Source organism: Pseudochelatococcus sp. B33 (assembly GCF_053570585.1).
Window position 1 is genome coordinate 136,877 of record NZ_JBSEFH010000004.1, and the last position, 19,374, is coordinate 156,250.

At 66.0% G+C, this 19,374-nt stretch carries 17 protein-coding genes and 1 pseudogene; 15 read left to right on the forward strand and 3 right to left on the reverse strand.

What is annotated here, in order from left to right:
- Nucleotides 1-3: 3 nt before the first annotated feature.
- Nucleotides 4-1,134, forward strand: a complete 1,131-nt coding sequence (locus tag ACUSIJ_RS05570) for a DmpA family aminopeptidase (RefSeq protein WP_449307390.1) — start codon at nt 4-6, stop codon at nt 1,132-1,134.
- Between the two features lie 37 nt (nt 1,135-1,171).
- Here the strand turns inward: ACUSIJ_RS05570 and ACUSIJ_RS05575 are convergent, their stop codons facing one another.
- Nucleotides 1,172-2,071: a thioesterase II family protein gene (locus ACUSIJ_RS05575; protein WP_449307391.1), complete on the reverse strand. Its 900-nt coding sequence runs from the start codon at nt 2,069-2,071 to the stop codon at nt 1,172-1,174.
- 727 nt (nt 2,072-2,798) lie between these two features.
- On the opposite strand from ACUSIJ_RS05575, the gene ACUSIJ_RS05580 reads away from it, so the two are divergent.
- The 8 genes from ACUSIJ_RS05580 to ACUSIJ_RS05615 all read left to right on the forward strand — a co-directional run bounded on the left by ACUSIJ_RS05580 (nt 2,799) and on the right by ACUSIJ_RS05615 (nt 11,702).
- Nucleotides 2,799-4,412: a serine hydrolase domain-containing protein gene (locus ACUSIJ_RS05580; RefSeq protein ID WP_449307392.1), complete on the forward strand. Its 1,614-nt coding sequence runs from the start codon at nt 2,799-2,801 to the stop codon at nt 4,410-4,412.
- A gap of 119 nt (nt 4,413-4,531) precedes the next feature.
- A complete protein-coding gene (locus tag ACUSIJ_RS05585) occupies nt 4,532-5,518 on the forward strand; it encodes a serine hydrolase domain-containing protein (RefSeq protein ID WP_449307393.1) in 987 nt (328 codons plus the stop codon).
- A gap of 111 nt (nt 5,519-5,629) precedes the next feature.
- On the forward strand, nt 5,630-6,334 hold the full coding sequence (locus ACUSIJ_RS05590) for an SDR family oxidoreductase (RefSeq protein WP_449307394.1): 705 nt from the start codon (nt 5,630-5,632) through the stop codon (nt 6,332-6,334).
- 26 nt (nt 6,335-6,360) lie between these two features.
- A complete protein-coding gene (amaB, locus tag ACUSIJ_RS05595; protein WP_449307395.1) occupies nt 6,361-7,911 on the forward strand; it encodes an L-piperidine-6-carboxylate dehydrogenase in 1,551 nt (516 codons plus the stop codon).
- 476 nt (nt 7,912-8,387) lie between these two features.
- Nucleotides 8,388-8,822 carry a PaaI family thioesterase gene (locus ACUSIJ_RS05600; RefSeq protein WP_449307396.1) on the forward strand — a complete coding sequence of 145 codons (435 nt, stop codon included), beginning with the start codon at nt 8,388-8,390 and terminating at the stop codon, nt 8,820-8,822.
- A 381-nt stretch (nt 8,823-9,203) separates the two neighbouring features.
- Nucleotides 9,204-9,935, forward strand: coding sequence for an SDR family NAD(P)-dependent oxidoreductase (locus ACUSIJ_RS05605; RefSeq protein ID WP_449307397.1), 732 nt, complete (start codon nt 9,204-9,206; stop codon nt 9,933-9,935).
- Between the two features lie 261 nt (nt 9,936-10,196).
- Complete coding sequence (locus tag ACUSIJ_RS05610) at nt 10,197-10,643, forward strand: nuclear transport factor 2 family protein (RefSeq protein ID WP_449307541.1); 447 nt, start codon at nt 10,197-10,199, stop codon at nt 10,641-10,643.
- Between the two features lie 228 nt (nt 10,644-10,871).
- Nucleotides 10,872-11,702: an alpha/beta fold hydrolase gene (locus ACUSIJ_RS05615; RefSeq protein WP_449307398.1), complete on the forward strand. Its 831-nt coding sequence runs from the start codon at nt 10,872-10,874 to the stop codon at nt 11,700-11,702.
- Nucleotides 11,703-12,109: 407 nt separating this feature from the next.
- On the opposite strand, the pseudogene ACUSIJ_RS05620 reads toward ACUSIJ_RS05615, so the two are convergent.
- A pseudogene (locus ACUSIJ_RS05620) lies at nt 12,110-12,523 on the reverse strand (cation:proton antiporter domain-containing protein); the annotation flags it as partial.
- A 237-nt stretch (nt 12,524-12,760) separates the two neighbouring features.
- Here ACUSIJ_RS05620 and ACUSIJ_RS05625 point away from each other — a divergent pair.
- From ACUSIJ_RS05625 to ACUSIJ_RS05635, 3 genes are all read left to right on the forward strand, one after another.
- The gene (locus tag ACUSIJ_RS05625) at nt 12,761-13,972 is read left to right on the forward strand and encodes an adenylate/guanylate cyclase domain-containing protein (protein WP_449307399.1); all 1,212 of its coding nucleotides are present in this window, start codon (nt 12,761-12,763) and stop codon (nt 13,970-13,972) included.
- A gap of 176 nt (nt 13,973-14,148) precedes the next feature.
- Complete coding sequence (gene speB, locus ACUSIJ_RS05630; RefSeq protein ID WP_449307400.1) at nt 14,149-15,114, forward strand: agmatinase; 966 nt, start codon at nt 14,149-14,151, stop codon at nt 15,112-15,114.
- Nucleotides 15,115-15,131: 17 nt separating this feature from the next.
- Nucleotides 15,132-15,770 (forward strand): DUF1989 domain-containing protein, encoded by a 639-nt coding sequence (locus tag ACUSIJ_RS05635; protein ID WP_449307401.1) that lies wholly within the window; start codon nt 15,132-15,134, stop codon nt 15,768-15,770.
- 101 nt (nt 15,771-15,871) lie between these two features.
- On the opposite strand, the gene ACUSIJ_RS05640 is transcribed toward ACUSIJ_RS05635, so the two are convergent.
- Nucleotides 15,872-16,774 (reverse strand): LysR family transcriptional regulator, encoded by a 903-nt coding sequence (locus ACUSIJ_RS05640; protein ID WP_449307402.1) that lies wholly within the window; start codon nt 16,772-16,774, stop codon nt 15,872-15,874.
- Between the two features lie 294 nt (nt 16,775-17,068).
- Between ACUSIJ_RS05640 and ACUSIJ_RS05645 the strand changes: the two genes are divergently transcribed.
- The 3 genes from ACUSIJ_RS05645 (at nt 17,069) to ACUSIJ_RS05655 (ending at nt 19,354) form a co-directional block, all read left to right on the forward strand.
- Entirely contained in the window at nt 17,069-17,923 is an 855-nt protein-coding gene (locus ACUSIJ_RS05645) for a transporter substrate-binding domain-containing protein (protein ID WP_449307403.1), read from the forward strand.
- Nucleotides 17,924-18,052: 129 nt separating this feature from the next.
- Nucleotides 18,053-18,700 carry an amino acid ABC transporter permease gene (locus ACUSIJ_RS05650; RefSeq protein WP_449307404.1) on the forward strand — a complete coding sequence of 216 codons (648 nt, stop codon included), beginning with the start codon at nt 18,053-18,055 and terminating at the stop codon, nt 18,698-18,700.
- Nucleotides 18,701-18,703: 3 nt separating this feature from the next.
- Nucleotides 18,704-19,354 (forward strand): amino acid ABC transporter permease, encoded by a 651-nt coding sequence (locus ACUSIJ_RS05655; RefSeq protein WP_449307405.1) that lies wholly within the window; start codon nt 18,704-18,706, stop codon nt 19,352-19,354.
- The last annotated feature ends 20 nt before the right edge of the window (nt 19,355-19,374 follow it).

Sequence of the window (19,374 nt, forward strand, 5' to 3'; positions counted from 1 at the left end):
CCCATGACGAAATCGACTGAAACGACGGCGGCATCGCCGCAATCTCCCAGAAAGCGCGCCCGCGAGTGGGGGTTGAAACTGCCTGGCATACCGGGTCCGCTGAACGCCATCACGGACGTCCCCGGCGTCGAGGTCGGCGTGGCGACCCTCATCCGGGATGGAGACACGCCCGTGCGCACCGGGGTGACGGCGGTGCTGCCGCGTTCGGGCGCCGAGGTCGTGAACCCCGTCTGGGCGGGCTTCTTCTCCCAGAACGGCGCGGGCGAGATGACGGGCACCCATTGGGTGCGCGAGGCCGGCTGGCTGTCCGGCCCCATCGTTCTGACGAACACTTTTTCGATGGGGCTCGCCCACCACGCCGCCGCTCGCTGGTTCATCCGCAAGTTTCGGGACAAGCTGGCGCACGAGAGCTGGCTGATACCGGTGGCGGCGGAAACCTTCGATGGCTATCTGAACGACATCTTCGGCCAGCATGTCGGCGAGGACGACGTCATCGCCGCGATCGAGGCGGCCCGCTCCGGCCCCGTGCCCGAAGGCAACGTCGGCGGCGGCACCGGCATGATATGCTACGGCTTCAAGGGCGGCACGGGCACGGCCTCGCGCCGGGTCGAGACACCCGCGGGCACGTTCACCGTGGGGGCCCTGGTGCAGGCCAACCACGGCATTCGTCCGTGGTTCCAGATCCTCGGCCTGCCCGTCGGGCGTTTCATGCCGGATGAGCGCGGGGTCAGCCGGGAGAGCGGCTCCATCATCGGCGTCATCGCCATGGACGCGCCCCTGTATCCGACCCAGCTCGAACGCATGGCGCGCCGGGGCGGGATCGGCATCGGACGCGGCGGCACGCCCTCCGGCAACGCCTCTGGAGACATGTTCGTCGCGTTCAGCACCGCCAAGGGCCCGGGTCCGCTGCCGGAGAAGTCCATATCGCATATGGACTGGCACGCGAATGAAAGCCTCGACCCGCTGTTTCTCGGTGTCGTCGAGTGCATCGAGGAAGCCGTGCTCAACGCGATGTTCATGGCGCAGACGATGACGGGCATGGCGGGGACGATCCCGGCCATAGAGGGAGAACAGGTCCTTGAGGCCATGCGACAGGCGGCGGCCGAGTGGCAGAACGGAGTCAGCGCCCGATAGGGCGCCGGCAGCGGATCCCGCATGGCCGTTGGGAGCGTTATGCATTGATCGCCGGACTTCCCTGAAAGATAGGGCCTGGCGCATCCGGCAACGTCGTCCGCCCGCCGTGCCGGGGCGCCACGTCAGCGAGCTGGCCGAACACGTGGTTCGTGAAACCGCTCGCGTTGCTGCGCATGAAGAAATGCGAGCCCTCCACGACCACCAGCCTGAAGCTGCCGCGTGTCTCCCTGGCCCAGCCCGCCATCTCATGGGGGCCGGCGAAGGGATCGTCGCTTCCCGCCAGCGCGACGATCGGCGAGGGAATGGGGCCCGACGAGGGTAAGGGAGAGGCGCTGACGGCGAAATCGGCCCTCAGCATCGGCTCCAGGATCGCGCGCAGTTCCCGGTTGTGCAGCACCGTGGCGGGCGTGCCTTCGTATTGCGCAAGCTGTCGCCAGAACAGATCGGACGGCAGCTTGTGCACCGCCACGCGCCGGCTGGGCTCGCCCGGGGCGCGGTGGGCGGCGACGATCAGCTTCTGAGGCAGCGGCAGCCGCCTGTGCAGGAAATCGTCGGCCAGGGCGCGGGCGACATGGGCCCCGAAAGAATAGCCGAGCAGTGAATAGGGTTCGTGAATAAAAGGCGCCAACGCCCCGCGGAGGCCGCTGAGAATATCGTCGAGCTTGTCGAGGGGCGCTTCGGGAAAGCGGTTTTCCCGGCCGGGCAACTGCACCGGCTGGACATCGAGCCAGTCCGGCGCTTCGCGGCGCAGCAGGTGAAAGGCGCTCGCTCCGCCGCCGGCGAAGGGAAGGCAAAACAGGCGATGGACACCTGCCGGAACCCGATCTTCAATATGCGGCAGCCACCTTTTTGCCAGTTGATGACCGATCCTGAACCCAACATCATCGGAGGAAAGGTGCTTACTGGTAGTTAGTGGTGGAATAGAATTATTATTCATACCAGCAAACCCCTGCAGAACACCATCTAACAACCGGCACGCGGTACCTTGCAGTACCGCACGGTCCGGTAAATACCACAGAAAATTTGTGAATATTCTATTTTTGCGGATACTAGTCGTTAATATCCTGTATGTCAAAGAAAATTTTTAGAATAAGGAGTCCTAAAATTGGAGGGTATTCATTGAATCGTTACATTGACAGCGTAAGATCAAGGTAATCGCGCGGATTATGTTTCGTGCGTATTTGCCCAAGACATGGCATCATTCGGAATGCCCTCCGAGAGCAAAGGGCTTTGTTGCGCAAAGGTCGTGTAAGAGGAGTTCGCGCGTGGAGCGCGCGACCTCATGTGCCGCGTACAGGGTTCGGCGCTCCGCGTCGAGCGAAACAATCGCGGACAACGGCGTCGCCTTTCAGCTCGTCGGCCTTGTTCCGAATGTGCAGTGTGTCATCTTTCCACGCGATAGTCTTTCCCCGTGGCAGCCTGACGCAATACATGCTCGTTTTGGCCGATTTACGCATTTGAGCCCCGCTCCATTGCTTCCTTATTGCACCGGTCCGGATATCAGGCGGGTTTTCGCTGTTTTATTGTAGCTTTTGGCGTGAGCGCCGGACCGGTCGCTGCCTCCCGCGCGCCGAACCGTGATCGGCCTGTCACCGGATTTCGTCGGATCATCGTGCATCCGTGTCTATAATGATGCATGCGCCAGATTGACCGGGGAGGCCGCGATGACGGACCTGAACGACGAACAGCGGCAGCGGATAGACGCCCTCATCCAGCCCCTTGTGGGGGAAGCCGACCCCGGCGTGGTGCTCGCGGTTCTGCGCGGCGGCGAGGTGGTGCATCAGGCCGCCTGGGGCTTGGCCGAACTCGCCCACGGCATGCGGCTCGGCGAGTGTTCCATTCTTCGGATCGGCTCACAGACGAAGCAATTTACCACCTATATCGCGCTTCTGCTCGAACGTGAGGGGAAGCTTGCGCTCGACGACCCGCTCACCCGCCATCTGCCCTGGGTGCCGGCGGTGTGGGCGGACGTCACGCTGCGTCATCTCGCGACCAACACCAGCGGCATCCGAGACATGCTCGATCTCATGGTCCTCTCGGGCGTGACCGTTCTCGGGCCGGTCTCGCGGGATCTGGAGCGGCGGGTCGTCGCGTCGTCCACGGGGCTCAACGTCCCTCCGGGCACGGACCTGCTCTACAGCAATTCGAACTTCCTGTTGCTCACCGACGTCATCGAGGCGGCGAGCGGCCGCTCCTTCGCGGAATTGCTCGCACATTACATCACCGACCCGATCGGGATGCCGGACACGAGGTTGCATCTGCGCGACGACGAGATCGTCCCCGGCCTGTCGGGCCACTACCGGCGCGGCCCCGACGGCGCGTGGCTGCGGGCCTTCTCCGGTGCCGCGATCGGCGGCGAGGGTGGGCTCGTCTCGTCGCTGCGCGACATGGTGACATGGCAGCGCCATCTCCGGGCGCCGGGGGCCGTCCGCGGCGGGACGGTGGCGCGGATGGAGGCCCCGTACCGCCTCGCCGGCGGGTGCTCGTCCCCCTACGGTCTCGGCCTGGTGCGGACGCTGTATCGCGGTCTCGCCGGCATCGGCCATGGCGGTTCGGTGGTTGGCGCGCGCTCGGAATCCGTCCGCCTGCCGGACCACGACGCCGGCGTCGTCCTGCTCGCCAACCGCGACGATCTGCCGGTGTTCGCGCTGACGCGGCGCATATTGGAGGTCGTGCTCGGCGCCCCCGCGCGGCCGCTCCTCGGCGCGCCGTGGCGCGAGCGGCTGGAGGGCGCGCAGGGGCTCTGGCGACAGGAGGACGGCCCGCACGTCCTCGACATCGGCGCCGGCGAGGGCGACGCGACCATGACGACGACGGCGGGCCGCGTGCCGCTCATGGAGGCGGACGATCCGCAAACGGGCGACAGCGTCGTCCCGCTGATGCCGATCCCGCCGTTCGCGCTCTCGTTGCCGGACGCGGATACCCTGATCGCGACCCGTTTCGCGAACCGGCGGATCTACCGCCGCGCCGGCGCCGTGGCGCCCGGCGATCCGCGCGGCAGCTATCGCGGCATCGACCTCGATCTCGCTGCCGAGGTGGGGGGAGAAGCCGACGCGCCGCATCTCGTGCTGCGCTCGCCGTTCGGCCTTTGCAGCACGCGGCTCGTCCCGTGCGGCGGGGATGTCCTGCTGGCCAGGCCGCATGAGGGCACCCTGCACGACATCTGGCGCACGTCGCCATGGAACAGTCCATGGCTGTTCAGCCTCCGCATGGGGAACGACGGCTTCGAACTCGCGAGCGACCTGACGAAAGGCGTGCGCTTCGTCCGTGGGCGCTGACATTTCACCGAGACGTGACGGGCAACCGGCGCACTGGCGCCCATGAGGCCGTTTCTCCCCCTTCCCAAACCTGACATGATGCGCCGCGAGGGGAGCCCGCGCCCAATCGGAGATGCCAGATGCTTTCGCGCCGCCTGTTTTCCTTCGCCCTTGCCGGTGGGCTCGCCGCCCCTGCGGTGCTGCGGGCCCAGACCGCCGGCGTGCAAGCGGCGAGGGCCGCCGCGACCGGGTTGACGCAGCTGCATGCGGTCATGGTCCGGCGCGGCGACGAGACCATCCTCGCCGAGGCGCCGCGCGGCCGGGGCCTGCGGCGGGCGGCCAACATCAAGTCCTGCTCCAAGAGCATCCTCGCCCTGATCCTGGGCACGGCCATCGAACGGGGCGAGATCGCGGGGATCTCCGCGCGGCTGGGCGATGTCGCGCCCGGCCTCATTCCCGCCGATGCGACCGAAGGCGCCGCCGATCTGACCATGGCCGATCTGGTGACGCTCAGGGCCGGGCTGCAAAGCACCTCGGGGCCGAACTACGGCGCCTGGATCGGTTCGGACAACTGGGTCCGCCATGCGCTGCGCCAGCCACGGATCAGCCCCAACGGCGGCCGGATGATCTATTCGACCGGCACCACCCATGTGCTCGGGGCGGCGATCGCGGTGGCCACGGGGCAAAGCCTGCTGCAGCTCGCGCGCGAGCGCCTCGGGAACGGTCTGGACGTGACGATCTCCCCCTGGACCCGTGATCCCCAGGGCTACTACCTCGGCGGCAACGAGATGGCGCTGACGCCCGAGGCCATGCTGCGCATCGCCCTCCTGATGCGTGACGGCGGCCTTTATGACGGGGAGCAGGTTGTGACCCGCGACTGGGTCGACGCCTCGCGCGCGCCCCGGACCCGCTCCCCCTGGTCCGGGCTGGACTATGGCTACGGCTGGTTCCTCAGCCCGACCGGCTGGACCATCGCCCGCGGCTTCGGCGGACAGATCATCGCGGCCCATCCGGATCGCGCGCTGGCGGTGGCCATCACCTCGGACCCCACCCAGACCGCCCGCTCCGAAGGATATTTCGGCGATCTGATGCGGCTTCTGGATGGCCCCATTCTCGCTCTTGGATGAATCCTCCCCGCGTCCGGGCAGGCCGGAAACATCGCCCGAAGCATGATATCGTGTTTTGCCGGCGGTGTTGCGCCGGATGGACGAAAACCGGTCGATACCATGGAGGAGAGGATGACGGCGGGAAAGGTGGCGCTCGTTTCGGGCGGCGGCAGCGGCATGGGAGCGGCGGCGGCACGCAGGCTCGCGGCCGACGGCTATCACGTGGGCATCCTCTCGCCGTCGGGCCGCGGCGAGGCGCTCGCCGGGGAACTCGGCGGCATCGGCGTGACCGGCTCCAACGAATCGGAGGCGGATCTGCAAGCCCTGGTCGATGCGGCGCTGGCGCGCTGGGGGCGTATCGACGTGCTGGTCAACAGTGCGGGCCACGGCCCGCGCGGGCCGCTTCTCGACCTCACCGACGAGGACTGGCACCGCGGTCTCGACGTCTATCTGCTCAGCGTCGTCCGCCCCGTGCGTCTCGTCGCGCCGGTGATGGTGCGCCAGCGGTCGGGCGTCATCATCAACATCTCCAGCTTCGCCGCTTTCGAGCCGGACCCCGCCTTTCCCACCTCGGCGGTGTTCCGCGCCGGCCTGGCGTCCTACGCCAAGCTGTTCGCTGACCGTTTTGCCGGGGACAACGTGCGGATGAACAACATCCTGCCCGGCTTCATCGACAGCTTCCCGGAGAAGGAGGAAATACGCGCGCGCATTCCGCTGGGGCGCTACGGCGGCACCGGCGAGATCGCCGCAACCGTCGCCTTCCTCGCCTCGGAGGGAGCCGCCTACATCACCGGCCAGAACATCCGCGTCGACGGCGGCGTCACGCGCTCCGTCTAGAACTGGATAGAGAGAAGGAACTTGCCATGTCGTCCCAATCCGCTCCATCCCCGTCTTTCGCTGCGGAAGTGCCGGCGCTGCTGGCGGAACTCGGCGTCGACTCTGCCCGCTACACCGGGGGTACCCTCAAGGCCCGCTCGCCGATCACCGGCGAGACCGTCGCTGCGGTGCCGGAGGTCGGCGCGGCGGAGGCGAAGGCCGCCATCGACCGCGCGCATGCCGCGTTCCGCGCGTGGCGGCTCGTGCCCGCGCCTGGGCGCGGCGAACTCGTGCGGCTCTTCGGCGAGGAACTGCGCGCCCACAAGCAGGCGCTCGGCCGCCTCGTCTCCATCGAGGTCGGTAAGATCACCTCCGAGGGGCTCGGCGAAGTGCAGGAGATGATCGACATCTGCGACTTCGCGGTCGGCCTGTCGCGCCAGCTCTACGGCCTCACCATCGCCACCGAGCGCGGGGAGCACCGGATGATGGAGACGTGGCATCCGCTCGGCGTCACCGGCATCATCTCGGCCTTCAACTTCCCCGTGGCCGTGTGGTCGTGGAACGCGGCGCTGGCGCTCGTCTGCGGCAATGCCATCGTCTGGAAGCCGTCAGAGAAGACGCCGCTGACGGCGCTCGCCACCGATGCGCTGCTCACGCGCGCGCTCGAACGCTTCGGGGAAGCGGGCGGCGTCGCGCCCGAGGGGCTGTCCGCCGTGCTCATCGGCGGCCGCAACGTCGGCGAGGTGCTGGTGGACCATCCGCTGGTGCCGCTCGTCTCGGCCACGGGCTCGACGGCGATGGGCCGCACGGTCGGTCCCCGCGTCGCGGCGCGCTTCGGCCGCTCGATCCTGGAGCTCGGCGGCAACAATGCCGCGATCGTCGCACCCTCGGCCGATCTCGACCTGACGCTGCGCGGGGTCGCCTTCGCCGCCATGGGCACGGCGGGCCAGCGCTGCACGACCCTGCGCCGCCTGTTCGTGCACGACGGGATCTACGACAGCCTCGTGCCGCGGCTGAAGAAGGCCTATGAGTCCGTACCCGTCGGCAACCCGCTGGAGGAGGGCACGCTCGTCGGTCCGCTGATCGACGGGGCGGCCTTCGAGGCCATGCAGGCGGCGCTGGGAGAGGCGAGGGCGGGCGGCGCTTCGGTCTCCGGCGGCGAGCGCGTCGACGCCGGCTTCGGTCCCGATGCCTATTACGTGCGCCCGGCATTGGTGGAAATTCCCGCCCACACCGGCCCGGTGGAGAGGGAGACGTTCGCGCCGATCCTCTACGTCATCCGCTACGGCGATTTCGACGCCGTGCTCGACCTGCACAATGCCGTGCCGCAGGGGCTGTCGTCGTCGATCTTCACCAACGATCTGCGCGAGGCGGAGACGTTTCTCTCGGTGCGCGGGTCCGATTGCGGCATCGCCAACGTGAACATCGGCCCCTCGGGCGCGGAGATCGGCGGTGCCTTCGGCGGCGAGAAGGAAACGGGCGGCGGCCGCGAGTCCGGTTCGGATGCTTGGAAGGCCTACATGCGCCGCGCCACCAACACCATCAACTACGGCCGCACCCTGCCGCTCGCCCAGGGCGTCAAGTTCGACGTGGCATGAACGTGCCCGCCGGCGCCGGCAGCTTCTTTGACATCGTGAATATTTTGCGAGACAACGGCGTACAAATGGGCTGTTCCCCGCGCACGCGGGGATGAACCGAGTGCCTGCTTGGCGCCTGTGGTCACCGCGATCTGTTCCCCGCATACGCGGGGATGAACCGCCCCGGACCTTCTACGACCTCGTGATCCAGGTGTGTTCCCCGCACACGCGGGGATAAACCGATGTCCTCCGGCGCCGTCCGCTGGTCTGGGGGCATTCGTTGTCAAGCTGTGTGTCCTGGCTGCCATCTGAGGCAGCGCAACGCCGTGATGTCGGGGAGAGGCCGCAGCGGCTAGAGCGCCGACGCCGGAGACGGTTTCCGCGCCCTCGGGCATGCTCTGGCGCATGAGCCCCAAAAACGGATATCACTTCCGCGCAACGACTCACGCGTCAACAGGAAGACGGACCGGAAGATGGTGCCGCCTGCAGGAGACGACATGACCAACGACAATACAGAGATAGAGATCGAGATGGCGGCGGTCGACACGCTGCGCAATCCGCTTCTGCAGCATCTGGGCGTGCGCCTGCTGCGGTGGGAGCCGGGAGAAGCCGACTTCGGGCTGACCATAGACGAACGGCACCTGAACCGGCAGAGCCGGCTGCATGGCGGGGTCATCGCCACGATGCTGGATGTCGCCTGCGGCTACGCGGGGACACGGCAGGCCGGCAGTGACGCAGTCGGCGGGGCGCTGACGCTCACCCTGAACATCGGCTATCTCGACGGTGTCGCCGCGGGCGAGGTGGTTGCCCGCGGCAGGGTCGTCGGCGGCGGCCGTGGCATCTTCTTCGCCTCGGGCGAGGTCGCGGCGGCGGACGGCCGGCTGATCGCAACGGCGCAGGGCGCGTTCAAACGCCTGGCCACCGCCCCGTGATCCCCCGGCGGGGCGACTTTCCCTTCAGCCGCATTGCCTGTTCCTTTCCTGCCGTCATTCAGCAGGAAGCCGGCGCGTCGGCCATATCGGTTTGCACGTTCGCGGTCGGGCTTGAGGAAATGTCATTCTCCGCCGCGATCGGGCCGCAGGTCGGATGAACCTCCGGGGCGCCGGGTTGCCCTGCCATGCTGGTGTATGGCGTGCGCCGGTCATCTATGCATAAGCTACAGGCTGGCGTAAGACGGCGAAGGCGAACGGTTGTCGCATCCGTTCGCCCGGCGCGGGGAGCAATGACCCGCGATGACCCCGACGGTGCATCGGGCAGGGTTGTCCACGATACGCCTTCCCTTTTTCGGGCAGCGCATACGTGAAGGTTGCAGCATGATCTCGCCATCGGCGTCCTTCAGCGAGTTGGGTCCCTTCCGCCTTTTCTTCGTCGAGCGGGCCGTGGCGAGCGGCTATCCCGGAGAGCTGAGCGACGCGGACGCGCCGGTCGTCGCCGAGATCTGCCGCAAGGTCGACGGCATCGCGCTGGAGCTTGCGGCCGCCCGCGTCAAGCCGCACGGCCTGCGCGAGACGGCCGAACTGCTCGACAGCCGGCTGAAGCTCCTGTGGAAGGGAAAGCGCACCGCCCAGGCGCAGGCATGGGATTTCGACGTGCTGTGGAACAACGCCGGCATGGGCGAGGCCGGCCCGGTCTGGGAGATCCCGATCGATCTGGTGCGCCGGAACTACGAGGTCAACGTGTTCCTGCCGCTCCTGCTGACGCAGGGCGTGCTGCGCCGCTGGGTCTCGGAGGGCAAGAAGGGGAAGGTGGTGTTCACCTCCTCGATGGGCGGCCTTTTCACGCCGGCGAACTGGGGCGTCTACGTCTCCACCAAGCATGCGATCGAGGCGATCGCCGAGGCGCTCCAGCAGGAGCTGTCCGCCTGCGGCATCAAGGTGCAGACCATCAATCCCGGCGCTCACTACACCGGCTATAACGAGACCATGGCGGACAACCCTTCCGCTGGCTGGACGACGACAAGCACTTCACCAAGCGGGCGGACCTGCGCAAGGGCTTCGACGATTTCTTCGCCACCCCCGAAGGCAAGATGGACGCGCAGGAGATGATCGACCGGATGATCGAGATCGTGCCGGCCGACACGGGCAAGTTCCGCAACGTGGTGCGGCAGAAAATCGAGGATATGCTGAAGCAGCATCAGCTTGCCGCGTGGGAGAACCAGATCTGAGGCCGCTCCCCGGTCATGATGGCCGCCGCGCCGGGAGGCTTCGGCCGCATCCGGCGCGGCGCGACGTCCACGATACGACTTCAGGGAGCAAGCCATGTCGAGAAGCACCGTCACAGCCGCAGTTCTTCTTTTCACCGCAGCGATGGGAGACGTTGCCCTGGGACAGACTACACCGGAGCGCGAGGCGCGGAACAAGGCCCTGGTCGAAGCGAAATTCGCCGAATGGGCGGCCGGCACCGGCGGGCCCTATGATCTGCTCGCCGAGGACGCCAGCTGGACCATCACCGGCAACTCGCTGGCGTCGAAGGCATACGGCAGCCGCGAGGCCTTCCTGAGCGAGGTCATCCGGCCGTTCAACGCGCGCGTGCCCGGCGGCCTGAAGCCGACGATCCGCAACATCTACGCCGAGGGCGATACAGTCATCGTCTTCTTCGACGCCGCCGGCACGGCGCGGGACGGGAAACCCTACGTCAACACCTACGCCTGGTTTCTCGACATCCATGACGGCAGGATCACAAAGGCATCGGCCTTCTATGATAGCATCGCCTTCAACGACCTGTGGGAGCGTGTCGCCCCGGCCGTGCAATAGCGCAGCGGACACGGGCCGGAAACGGCCCCGCTGCGCTATCCATCCGTTGACGTATCAGGTTTTTCAGGCCGGGAGGGCGGCACAGCAGCCTGCGTGCGTCCTTCCCGGTGCGATGCGCAAGCGGCGCCGGGCTTCGGCAGTGCGGCCGGATGTCGTTGCGCGACCGGAGAGCTGTTCGCACCGGTCGCGGTTTCAAACCATGCAACCCGACATGAAGGAACCAACATCATGCCCACCATTGTCACGAAGGACGGCGTCGATATTTTCTTCAAGGACTGGGGCCCGAAGGACGCGCAGCCGATCGTCTTTCACCACGGCTGGCCGCTGAGCGCGGACGATTGGGACGCCCAGCTCCTGTTCTTCCTCACCGAGGGCTTCCGCGTGGTCGCCCATGACCGGCGCGGACATGGCCGCTCGGCCCAGGTGTCGGACGGCCATGACATGGATCACTATGCCGCCGACATCGCCGAGGTCGTCGCCCATCTCGACCTGCGCAACGCCGTGCACGTCGGCCATTCCACCGGCGGCGGCGAGGCACTGCACTATGTGGCCCGCCACGGCGAGGGCCGCGTGGCGAAGCTGGTGCTGATCGGTGCGGTGCCGCCGCTCATGGCGAAGACCGACACCAATCCCGACGGCCTGCCGATCGAGGTCTTCGACGGTTTTCGTGCCCAGCTCGCGGCCAATCGCGCCCAGTTCTATCTCGATGTCGCCAGCGGTCCGTTCTACGGCTACAACCGGCCGGGCGCGCAGGCGTCCGAAGGTGTCATCCGAAACTGGTGGCAGCAGGGCATCGTGGGCGGCGCCAAGGCCCATTACGACGGCATCAAGGCGTTCTCGGAGACCGATTTCACCGAGGACCTGAAAAGCGTCGACGTGCCGGTGCTGCTCCTGCACAGCGATGACGATCAGATCGTGCCGATCGACATTTCGGCGCGCAAGGCGATCAAGCTGCTGAAGAACGGCACGCTGAAAGTCTACGAGAACCTGTCGCACGGCGTCGCCACGACCCATCCCGACCTGGTCAACGCCGACATTCTGGCGTTCGTCCGCGCCTGACGCAGAGGGCGGCCCGGCACCGGCGGGGCGCCGGGCCGCTCCGGTGAGGAGCAAGAATTGGCACCTCAATCCGGCTTCTGGAGCGAAATGTCCGGCAGGTCGATGCCGGCCCTGTCGGCGCGTCCGCTGAACAGCACGCGGGCGGCGGCTTCCTCGCCCTCGAGTTCAAGGTCGAGCCGCCGCTGATCGCGATCCCGGATGCGGTCGGTGAACGCGACGATTTCCTCCGGCTCGGCCCCCAGAACGGTGATGGCCTGCTGGCCGAGCTGGATGGCGGATTCGAACGTCTCCCGGATCTGGAAATCCGCACCGGCGCGGACGAGATCGAGCGCGTGGCGGCGGTCGCCGGCGCGCGCCAGCACGGGTACGTCGGCCATGACGAGCGGCGTGACGGCCATCGAGAGAATCAGGAGCCGCATGACGATGGCGGTCGAGGTGAGAACGAAGCCCGCGCCGGAAACGAAGGAGGCGGCGACCGGAAAACCCGCCGCCACGCCGACGCCCGTGAGCAGCGCGGCGCAGACGACGACCTGAACGAGACCGAGGCCGAAAATCTGGTGGCGCAGGTTCCACAGGCGCGACGGCCGCATTTCAAGCCCGATGATGAAGAGAAACATCACCACGCCCAGTTCGGCTATCTGCAGAAGCTGGTCGGGCTCGTTGAGGAGGCCGGCGCCGAAAGGCCCGATGGCGAGGCCCGCCGCCAGATAGCCGAGCACCGACCCCAGACCGAGCCGCTGGAACAGAGGGGCCGCGACGATGGCTGAACCGAGCAGAGCCATGATCGGCAGGAGATAGATGCCATGCGTTTCGCCTGCCATGTGCGCATATCCGTGGTTGCCTGATGCCGTGCGTTATTATCATCGACTATTCGCCGCACACAACCGGCTCCGTTCCCGGTTTCGTCGGCGGAGCGCGCCGCAGATCGCGACTTCCTCGCCCGGATGCGCCCCCGGATGCCGCGCGCAGAAAACCCTGGATCAACCTGCGCGGCCGAGACTATTGTGCGCGGGCCCGAAGGCGTTCGGGCGGGCGGCTCATGCAGACGGAGCGCGGATATGCAGGAATCCGATGTTTGCAGCATCAACGTCTGGCTGGTTCAGCAGGGTCTCGAAGGCCTCGATCTGACGACGCTGCTCGGCGAATTCTGCATCAGGTGCCGTGCGGCGGGACTGGAACTGAGCCACGGGATCGTGTTCGCGGATACGCTCCACCCGATCTTCGAGGGCAAGGGCTTTCGATGGGACGAGGATGCCGGCGAAAGCCGGATATTCGAGTATAGCCGCACCGATTCCGGAGAGCCGGCGGAGAACTGGCGCAACTCCACCTTCTATATGTTGCTGGAAAGCGGCGAGACCTATTTTCGCGGGCATCTGCAGCGGGATGCGGCGTTCCGCTTTTCGCTGCTCGACGAGCTCCGCCTGGCGGGCCATACCGATTATCTCGCCAGTGCTCACCGCTTCTCGAAGGACAATGTCATCGGCGAACTCGACTGCGTCTATTCCCAGTGGGCGACGAAGCGGCCTTCCGGGTTTTCGGGTGCCGATATCGAGGCGTTGGAGGATCTCGTTCCGACGCTGGCGCTCGCCGTCAAGTCGGCCGCTCTGGCGCAGACGACCCGCAATCTCGTCCACGCCTATCTCGGCCGGGATGCGGGCGACCGGGTGCTGAACGGCGCGATCACCCGCGGCGTGCCGGACCAGATCAGGACGGTGCTCTGGTTCTCCGACCTGCGCAGCTACACGGCGACGAGCGAGCGCATCGCGCCGCAGGAGATCATCTCGCTTCTGAACGACTACGCCGAGGCGGCGACCATGGCGATCCGCGGGAACGGGGGCGACGTCCTGAAGCTCATCGGCGACGGCATCCTGGCGATCTTCAACGGCGACGACCCGGTCGAGTCCTGTCGCGCGGCGCTGCACGCGCAAACGGATTTCCGCACGAGGCTGGTCCATGTCAATCGCGAGCGCCGCGAGCGGGCCGAGGAGCCGATTGCCGTCTATGTCGGGCTGCATATCGGGACGGTCTTCTACGGCAACATCGGCAGCAGCGAGCGGCTCGACTTCACGGTGGTGGGTCCCGCCGTCAACGAAGTCAGCCGCATCGTCACGATGTGCCGGCATGTCGACAGGGACAACCTGATCTCGTCCGCCTTCTACGCCAACCTGCCGGCTTCCGATCAGCGCGCCTTCGTCTCCGTCGGCCGATACGCGCTGCGCGGCGTCGGCCATGCCACCGAGCTCTATACGCTGGACCCGGAGCTGCGGTGAAGCCGGGGCAAGGACGCTGACCGGCTCCAGGTACGATACATCGGCAAGATCGATATAAACGCCAATTGTTCGTTATGGATAGGTGTAGCCGCAGCGTGCGAGGCTGTTCTGATACGGGAGGAAACAAGTCAAGCCGGTCCAACCGGCGGCAACGATGTGAACAGGAAAGAATTCCGATGTCTGACCATGGCTATGAGGGCGGACGGCTCGATCTGCCGTTCGTGGGGATTTGCACGTTCGGCAAGCGTCCGCTCTGTCTCGACTGGGACAAGATCGACGCCGACATCGCGGTCCTCGGGGTGCCTTTCGATATGGGCACCCAGTATCGCGCCGGCGCGCGGTTCGGTCCGCGTGCGATCCGCGAGGCGTCGACGCTGTTTTCCTTCGGCCATGCCGGTGCCTACGACCACGAGGACGACGCGGTCTATCTGCCGCTGGACGAGGTCCGCATTGTCGATATCGGCGACGCGGATATCGTGCATACCGACACCGCCGCAAGCCATGCCAATACCGAAAGGGCGGTGAGGAAGATCCTCGAAAGGGGCGCGCTGCCCGTGGTCCTCGGCGGAGACCATGCCGTCAACATTCCGTGCGTCAGAGCTTTCAGCGACCACGGGCCGATCCACATCGTCCAGATCGATGCTCATCTCGATTTCGTCGACGAGCGCCACGGGGTGCGTGAGGGGCATGGCAATCCGATGCGCCGCGCGGCCGAACAGGCCCATGTCAGCGGCCTGACCCAGATCGGCGTCCGCAACGTCTCCTCAACCGCCCGGGAGGGCTATGAGGACGCCCGTGGGCGCGGCTCCACCATTCTGTCCGTCCGGCAGGCGCGCAGGCTCGGCGCCGAAGGGGTGCTGGCAAGCATCCCGGCCGGCGCCCGCTACTACGTGACGATCGATATCGACGGCTTCGATCCGTCCATCGCGCCGGGCACGGGGACGCCGAGCCACGGCGGTTTCCTGTATTATGAAGTGATGGAAATCCTGCAAGGTCTGGCAAGGCGGGGCGATGTCGTCGGCATCGACCTCGTCGAGGTCGCGCCGGCCTACGACCCTTCGGGCATAACCGGCTTTCTGGCCGCGCAGGTGCTGCTGAACTTCCTCGGCTATGTTTTCGTTGCAAGAGCCGCCACGGCGTGACAGGCGGGGAGGGGACGATGCAGGAGAATGCTCCCACGGGAACGGTTCGGCTCATTCCGGCGCGCAAGGGTGTTGCGGCGCGTGTCGGGCGCGGGCAGGTGGTGACCGTCATCAACACCCACGGCAGCCAGGTCGTGGACACCTGGGCCTTTTGCGCCGACGACATCGGCGAGTTCATGTCGGTGGAACACAGTCGCGGCGCCATTCTGAAGATCAATCCCGTGGCCGGCGACACGATGCGAAGCAACAGGCGGCGGCCCATGCTGACCCTGACGCAGGACACCTCGGGCGGCGTGCACGATACGCTCATCGCCGCCTGCGACCGCTATCGCTATGAGCAACTCGGGCACGTCGGCCACCACGACAACTGCACCGACAATCTGGCGGCGGCCCTCGCGGCGCTCGGCCTCGCGCCGCCGGAAACGCCGTCGCCGCTGAACCTGTTCATGAACATCCCCTTCGGCGCGGACGGCTCCGTTTCGTTCGAGGCGCCGGTGTCGCGGCCGGGGTCCTACGTCTCGCTGCGGGCGGAGATGGATCTGATCGTCGTGTTTTCCGCCTGTCCGCAAGACCTTGTCCCGATCAACGGAGAGGCGTGCGTGCCGACGGACGCCCATTTCCGGATCGATGACGAGGAGCCCGTCCTCGGGGGCTGAACGCTTGCCGCGGCATCACCCTGAATCGCAAACTGCGGAAAACTATAAAAATTAGAGAGGCTTGCACGGCAGGCGCTGTTCCAACATCAATGCGAACCTCTCTATTCCGTGCCGCTGCTCCCCGCCCGCTTGCGCAGCTCCTGCACGAAGATCCGCTGCGCGAGCGAGGCTTTCTTGTGCTTGGGCGCGACGACGACGAACGGCGAGCGGATTTGCGCCTCGGGAACGAGGAGTTGCCGCAGCCGGCCGGCCTCCCTGAAGACGGCCGCCAGATGGTCCGGCAGATAGCCGAGGAAATGACCGCTCAGGATGTACATCGCCTGCGCCTCGATGTTCGAGGCGTTGGCGCCCACCGTGGCGTTGGGAATATGCCGCAATTCGTTCTTGTTCGCATAGGGCCGCACCACGACACGTGAGGCCTCCACATCCGCCTTGGTCACAAGCTTCCTGCCGAACAGCGGATGCCGGCTGCCGCAATACAGCGAGTTCAGCTCGTGGTGGAAGACGACCTGCGTATAGCCCGGCAGTGATTTGATGCGCGGGGAGATCGCGAAATCGATGCCTCCCTTGGCGATATCGGCGACCAGCTGCTCGGGCGTGCCGATCGTGATCCGCAACTCGACCTCGCTGGCCTTGCCGATGAACTGGTGAATGACGTCGTCGATGCCGAGCACCGGATCGGTCGCGGTCGCATCGACGATGCCGACGCGCAGCACGCCGGTCGCCCGGGACCGCAGCTCGCCCAGTTGCCGCTCGAACGCCGACAGCGCCGATGTCAGTGAATGCGAGTATTCGTAGACGGCGCTGCCGCGGTCCGTGAGCTCGAACCCGCGCCGGCCGCGCTGACACAGCGAGAACCCGAGCCGTTCCTCCAGCGCGTTGATCTGGAAGCTGATCGTCGACTGGCTCATGGAAAGCGCGAGCTGGGCGCCCGTGAACCCGCCGTGCTCCACCACTGAACGAAAGACCCTCAGCGCCCGTATATCGGAAGCCGACAAACGCAAGGCTGCCTCCCGAGCACTCACATTGCTGAACGATATCGCAAATGCTCATATATCATAAATTTCGATGTATAGTCTATTCCTTCCATATTTATCAAAGCGTCAATCCTGACATCCTGCATCTGCGAGACGTGCTGACGTGCTTCGGTCGGCGGGTGCTTTTTCCGGCCGGACCGGGCGGCGGAAAAGATCCCATGCGGGACTGACGGGAGAGAGAAGAAATCCGCGTTCACGGATGCAGCGGACTCGGAATATCAAATATCAAAAACAGATGGGAACAATGAAAGGAAGAATGTCATGCGCTCCGCTCTGAAGTTAACCATGGTGATGGTGTTGACCGCGTCGTTCTCGACTGTCGCGGCGGGCGGCGCCATTGCCGCTGATCTTCTGGACAGGATCAAGGAGAAGGGTGAGATCACCATCGGCTCGGAAGCCCGCTATCCTCCGTTCGAGTTCGTCGACAACGGCAAGATCGTCGGCTACGGCGTGGACCTGTTCACGGAGGTCATGAAAGCGTTGCCCGATGTGAAGGTGACGCAGCTCGACCTGCCGTTCCAGGGCCTGCTGCCCGGGCTCCAGACCGACAAGTTCGACGCCATCATCACGGCCATCACCGTGAACAAGCAGCGTTTCGACACCTACCGCCTGTCGCTGCCCATTGCCGACGCCACCTTTTCCTTCGTCAAGCGCAAGGGCGACACCTCCCTCGAAAAGCCGGAGGACCTGAGCGGCAAGAGGGTCGGCACGCAGGCGGGCTCGGCCCAGCTGCTGGGAACGCAAGCCCTTTCGGAGGAGCTCAAGGCGAAGGGGCTCGCGCCGATCGCCAACATCCAGACCTACGTCGATTTCAACGAAGCCTACGCCGATCTGGCCGCGGGGCGCACCGACGCGGTCGTGAACTCGCTGCCCAATCTGCTCTATCTCCAGACCCAGAGGGGAGACGTGTTCGAGGCCGCGCGCGCGACGTTCGGCGCGCCGACCTATTTCAGTTGGGCGTTCCGCAAGGACGAGGACAGCAAGGCGCTCGCCGATCTCGTCGATGAGCAGTTCCGCAAGCTCGCCGCCGATGGAACGGTGGCGAAGCTTCAGGAGAAGTGGTTCGGCTTCACCATGGAACTGCCGACCGACGCCCTGCCGGACCCGCAGAGCTGAGGAAGCGGCGGACACCGCTTTCGTCCCGCGACGCTGGTGGGCGAGGCCGCGCGGCTTTGCCCGCCTCGCGAGGCAAGCCCTTCCGGTTTCCGGCCCGGAGCCGGTTCCACAAGATCAAGCGAGATGGCCATGGCCGCCCTCATATGGGACAATCTGCCGTTCATGCTTCAGGGAGCGGGCATGACGATCCTGGTGTCCGGGGTTGCGATCGTCCTCGGCATGCCGTTCGGTCTCCTGCTGTGCTTCGGCGTGACCTCATCGAGGGGGTGGCTGCGTCGTCTGTGTCGTCTCTATCAGAGCGCCTGGCGCGGGACGCCCATCCTCGTGCAACTGCTGATCATCTTTTATCTGCTGCCGCTGATCGGCATCAACGTCGCGCCGATACTGGCGGCGATCGTCGCGCTCACGCTGAATACGATCGCCTTTCAGGCGGAGATCTTCCGCGGCGGACTTCTGGCCATTCCTCCGGGGCAGATGGAGGCGGCGCGCATGGTGGGAATCCGCAAATGGGCCGCGCGCCGGCACATTCTCGTGCCGCAGATCTTCCGCCTCGTCATCCCGTCGCTGGTCAACGAGACCATCAGCATCCTGAAAAATTCCTCGCTGGTTTCCGTCATCGCGGTGACGGAGCTGATGCGGGTGAGCCAGCAGATCGTGGCGGCGACCTATCGGCCGTTCGAGATCTACACCGCCGCCGCCATGATCTACATCGTCATCAATCTGTTTCTCTCACTGGCGGGCCGCGTGGCGGAGCAGCGGATGGCGGGGAGGGCCTGAGACATGACGAGGCTCCTCGACCTGTGGCTGCAATACGGACCGCTCATGCTGGCCGGTCTGGCGACGACCGCCTGGATCTGCGCGCTCGCCAGCATTCTCGGGCTGGCGGTCGGGCTGGTGCTCGCCTGCCTCGGGGGAACGACCGTCGCGCCGCTGCGCTGGGCCGTCCGCGGCTATATCGAAGTCATGCGCGGCCTGCCGATCCTGATCCTCCTGTTCGTGCTCTACTACGGCGGACCGGGCATCGGCCTGCGGATGGAGGCCGCGACCGTGGGTGTCCTCGGTCTCGGCTTCTACAGCGCCGCCTATTTCGCGGAAATCTTCCGCTCCGGCTTCCAGTCGATCCCGAATGGCCAGATCGAGGCGGCCCGCATGGCGGGGCTCACGGGCCTGCAGATCGTCCGCCATATCAAGCTGCCGCAAATGCTGGTCATGATCACGCCGCCGACGGTCAATCAGATCATCATTCTCGTCAAGGAATCGGCGGTGCTCTCCATCATCACCGTTGCAGAATTGACCAAGAACACGACCCAGTTCGTCAACGAAACCTATGCCGTCATCGAGCCCTACCTCGCCGCTGCCCTGCTTTACTGGCTGCTGGTGGAGGCGGTCGCGCAACTCGGCAAGTTTGTCGAGCGGCGCGTTCGATTCTAGAGGCGGTCCTACAGCGCAGG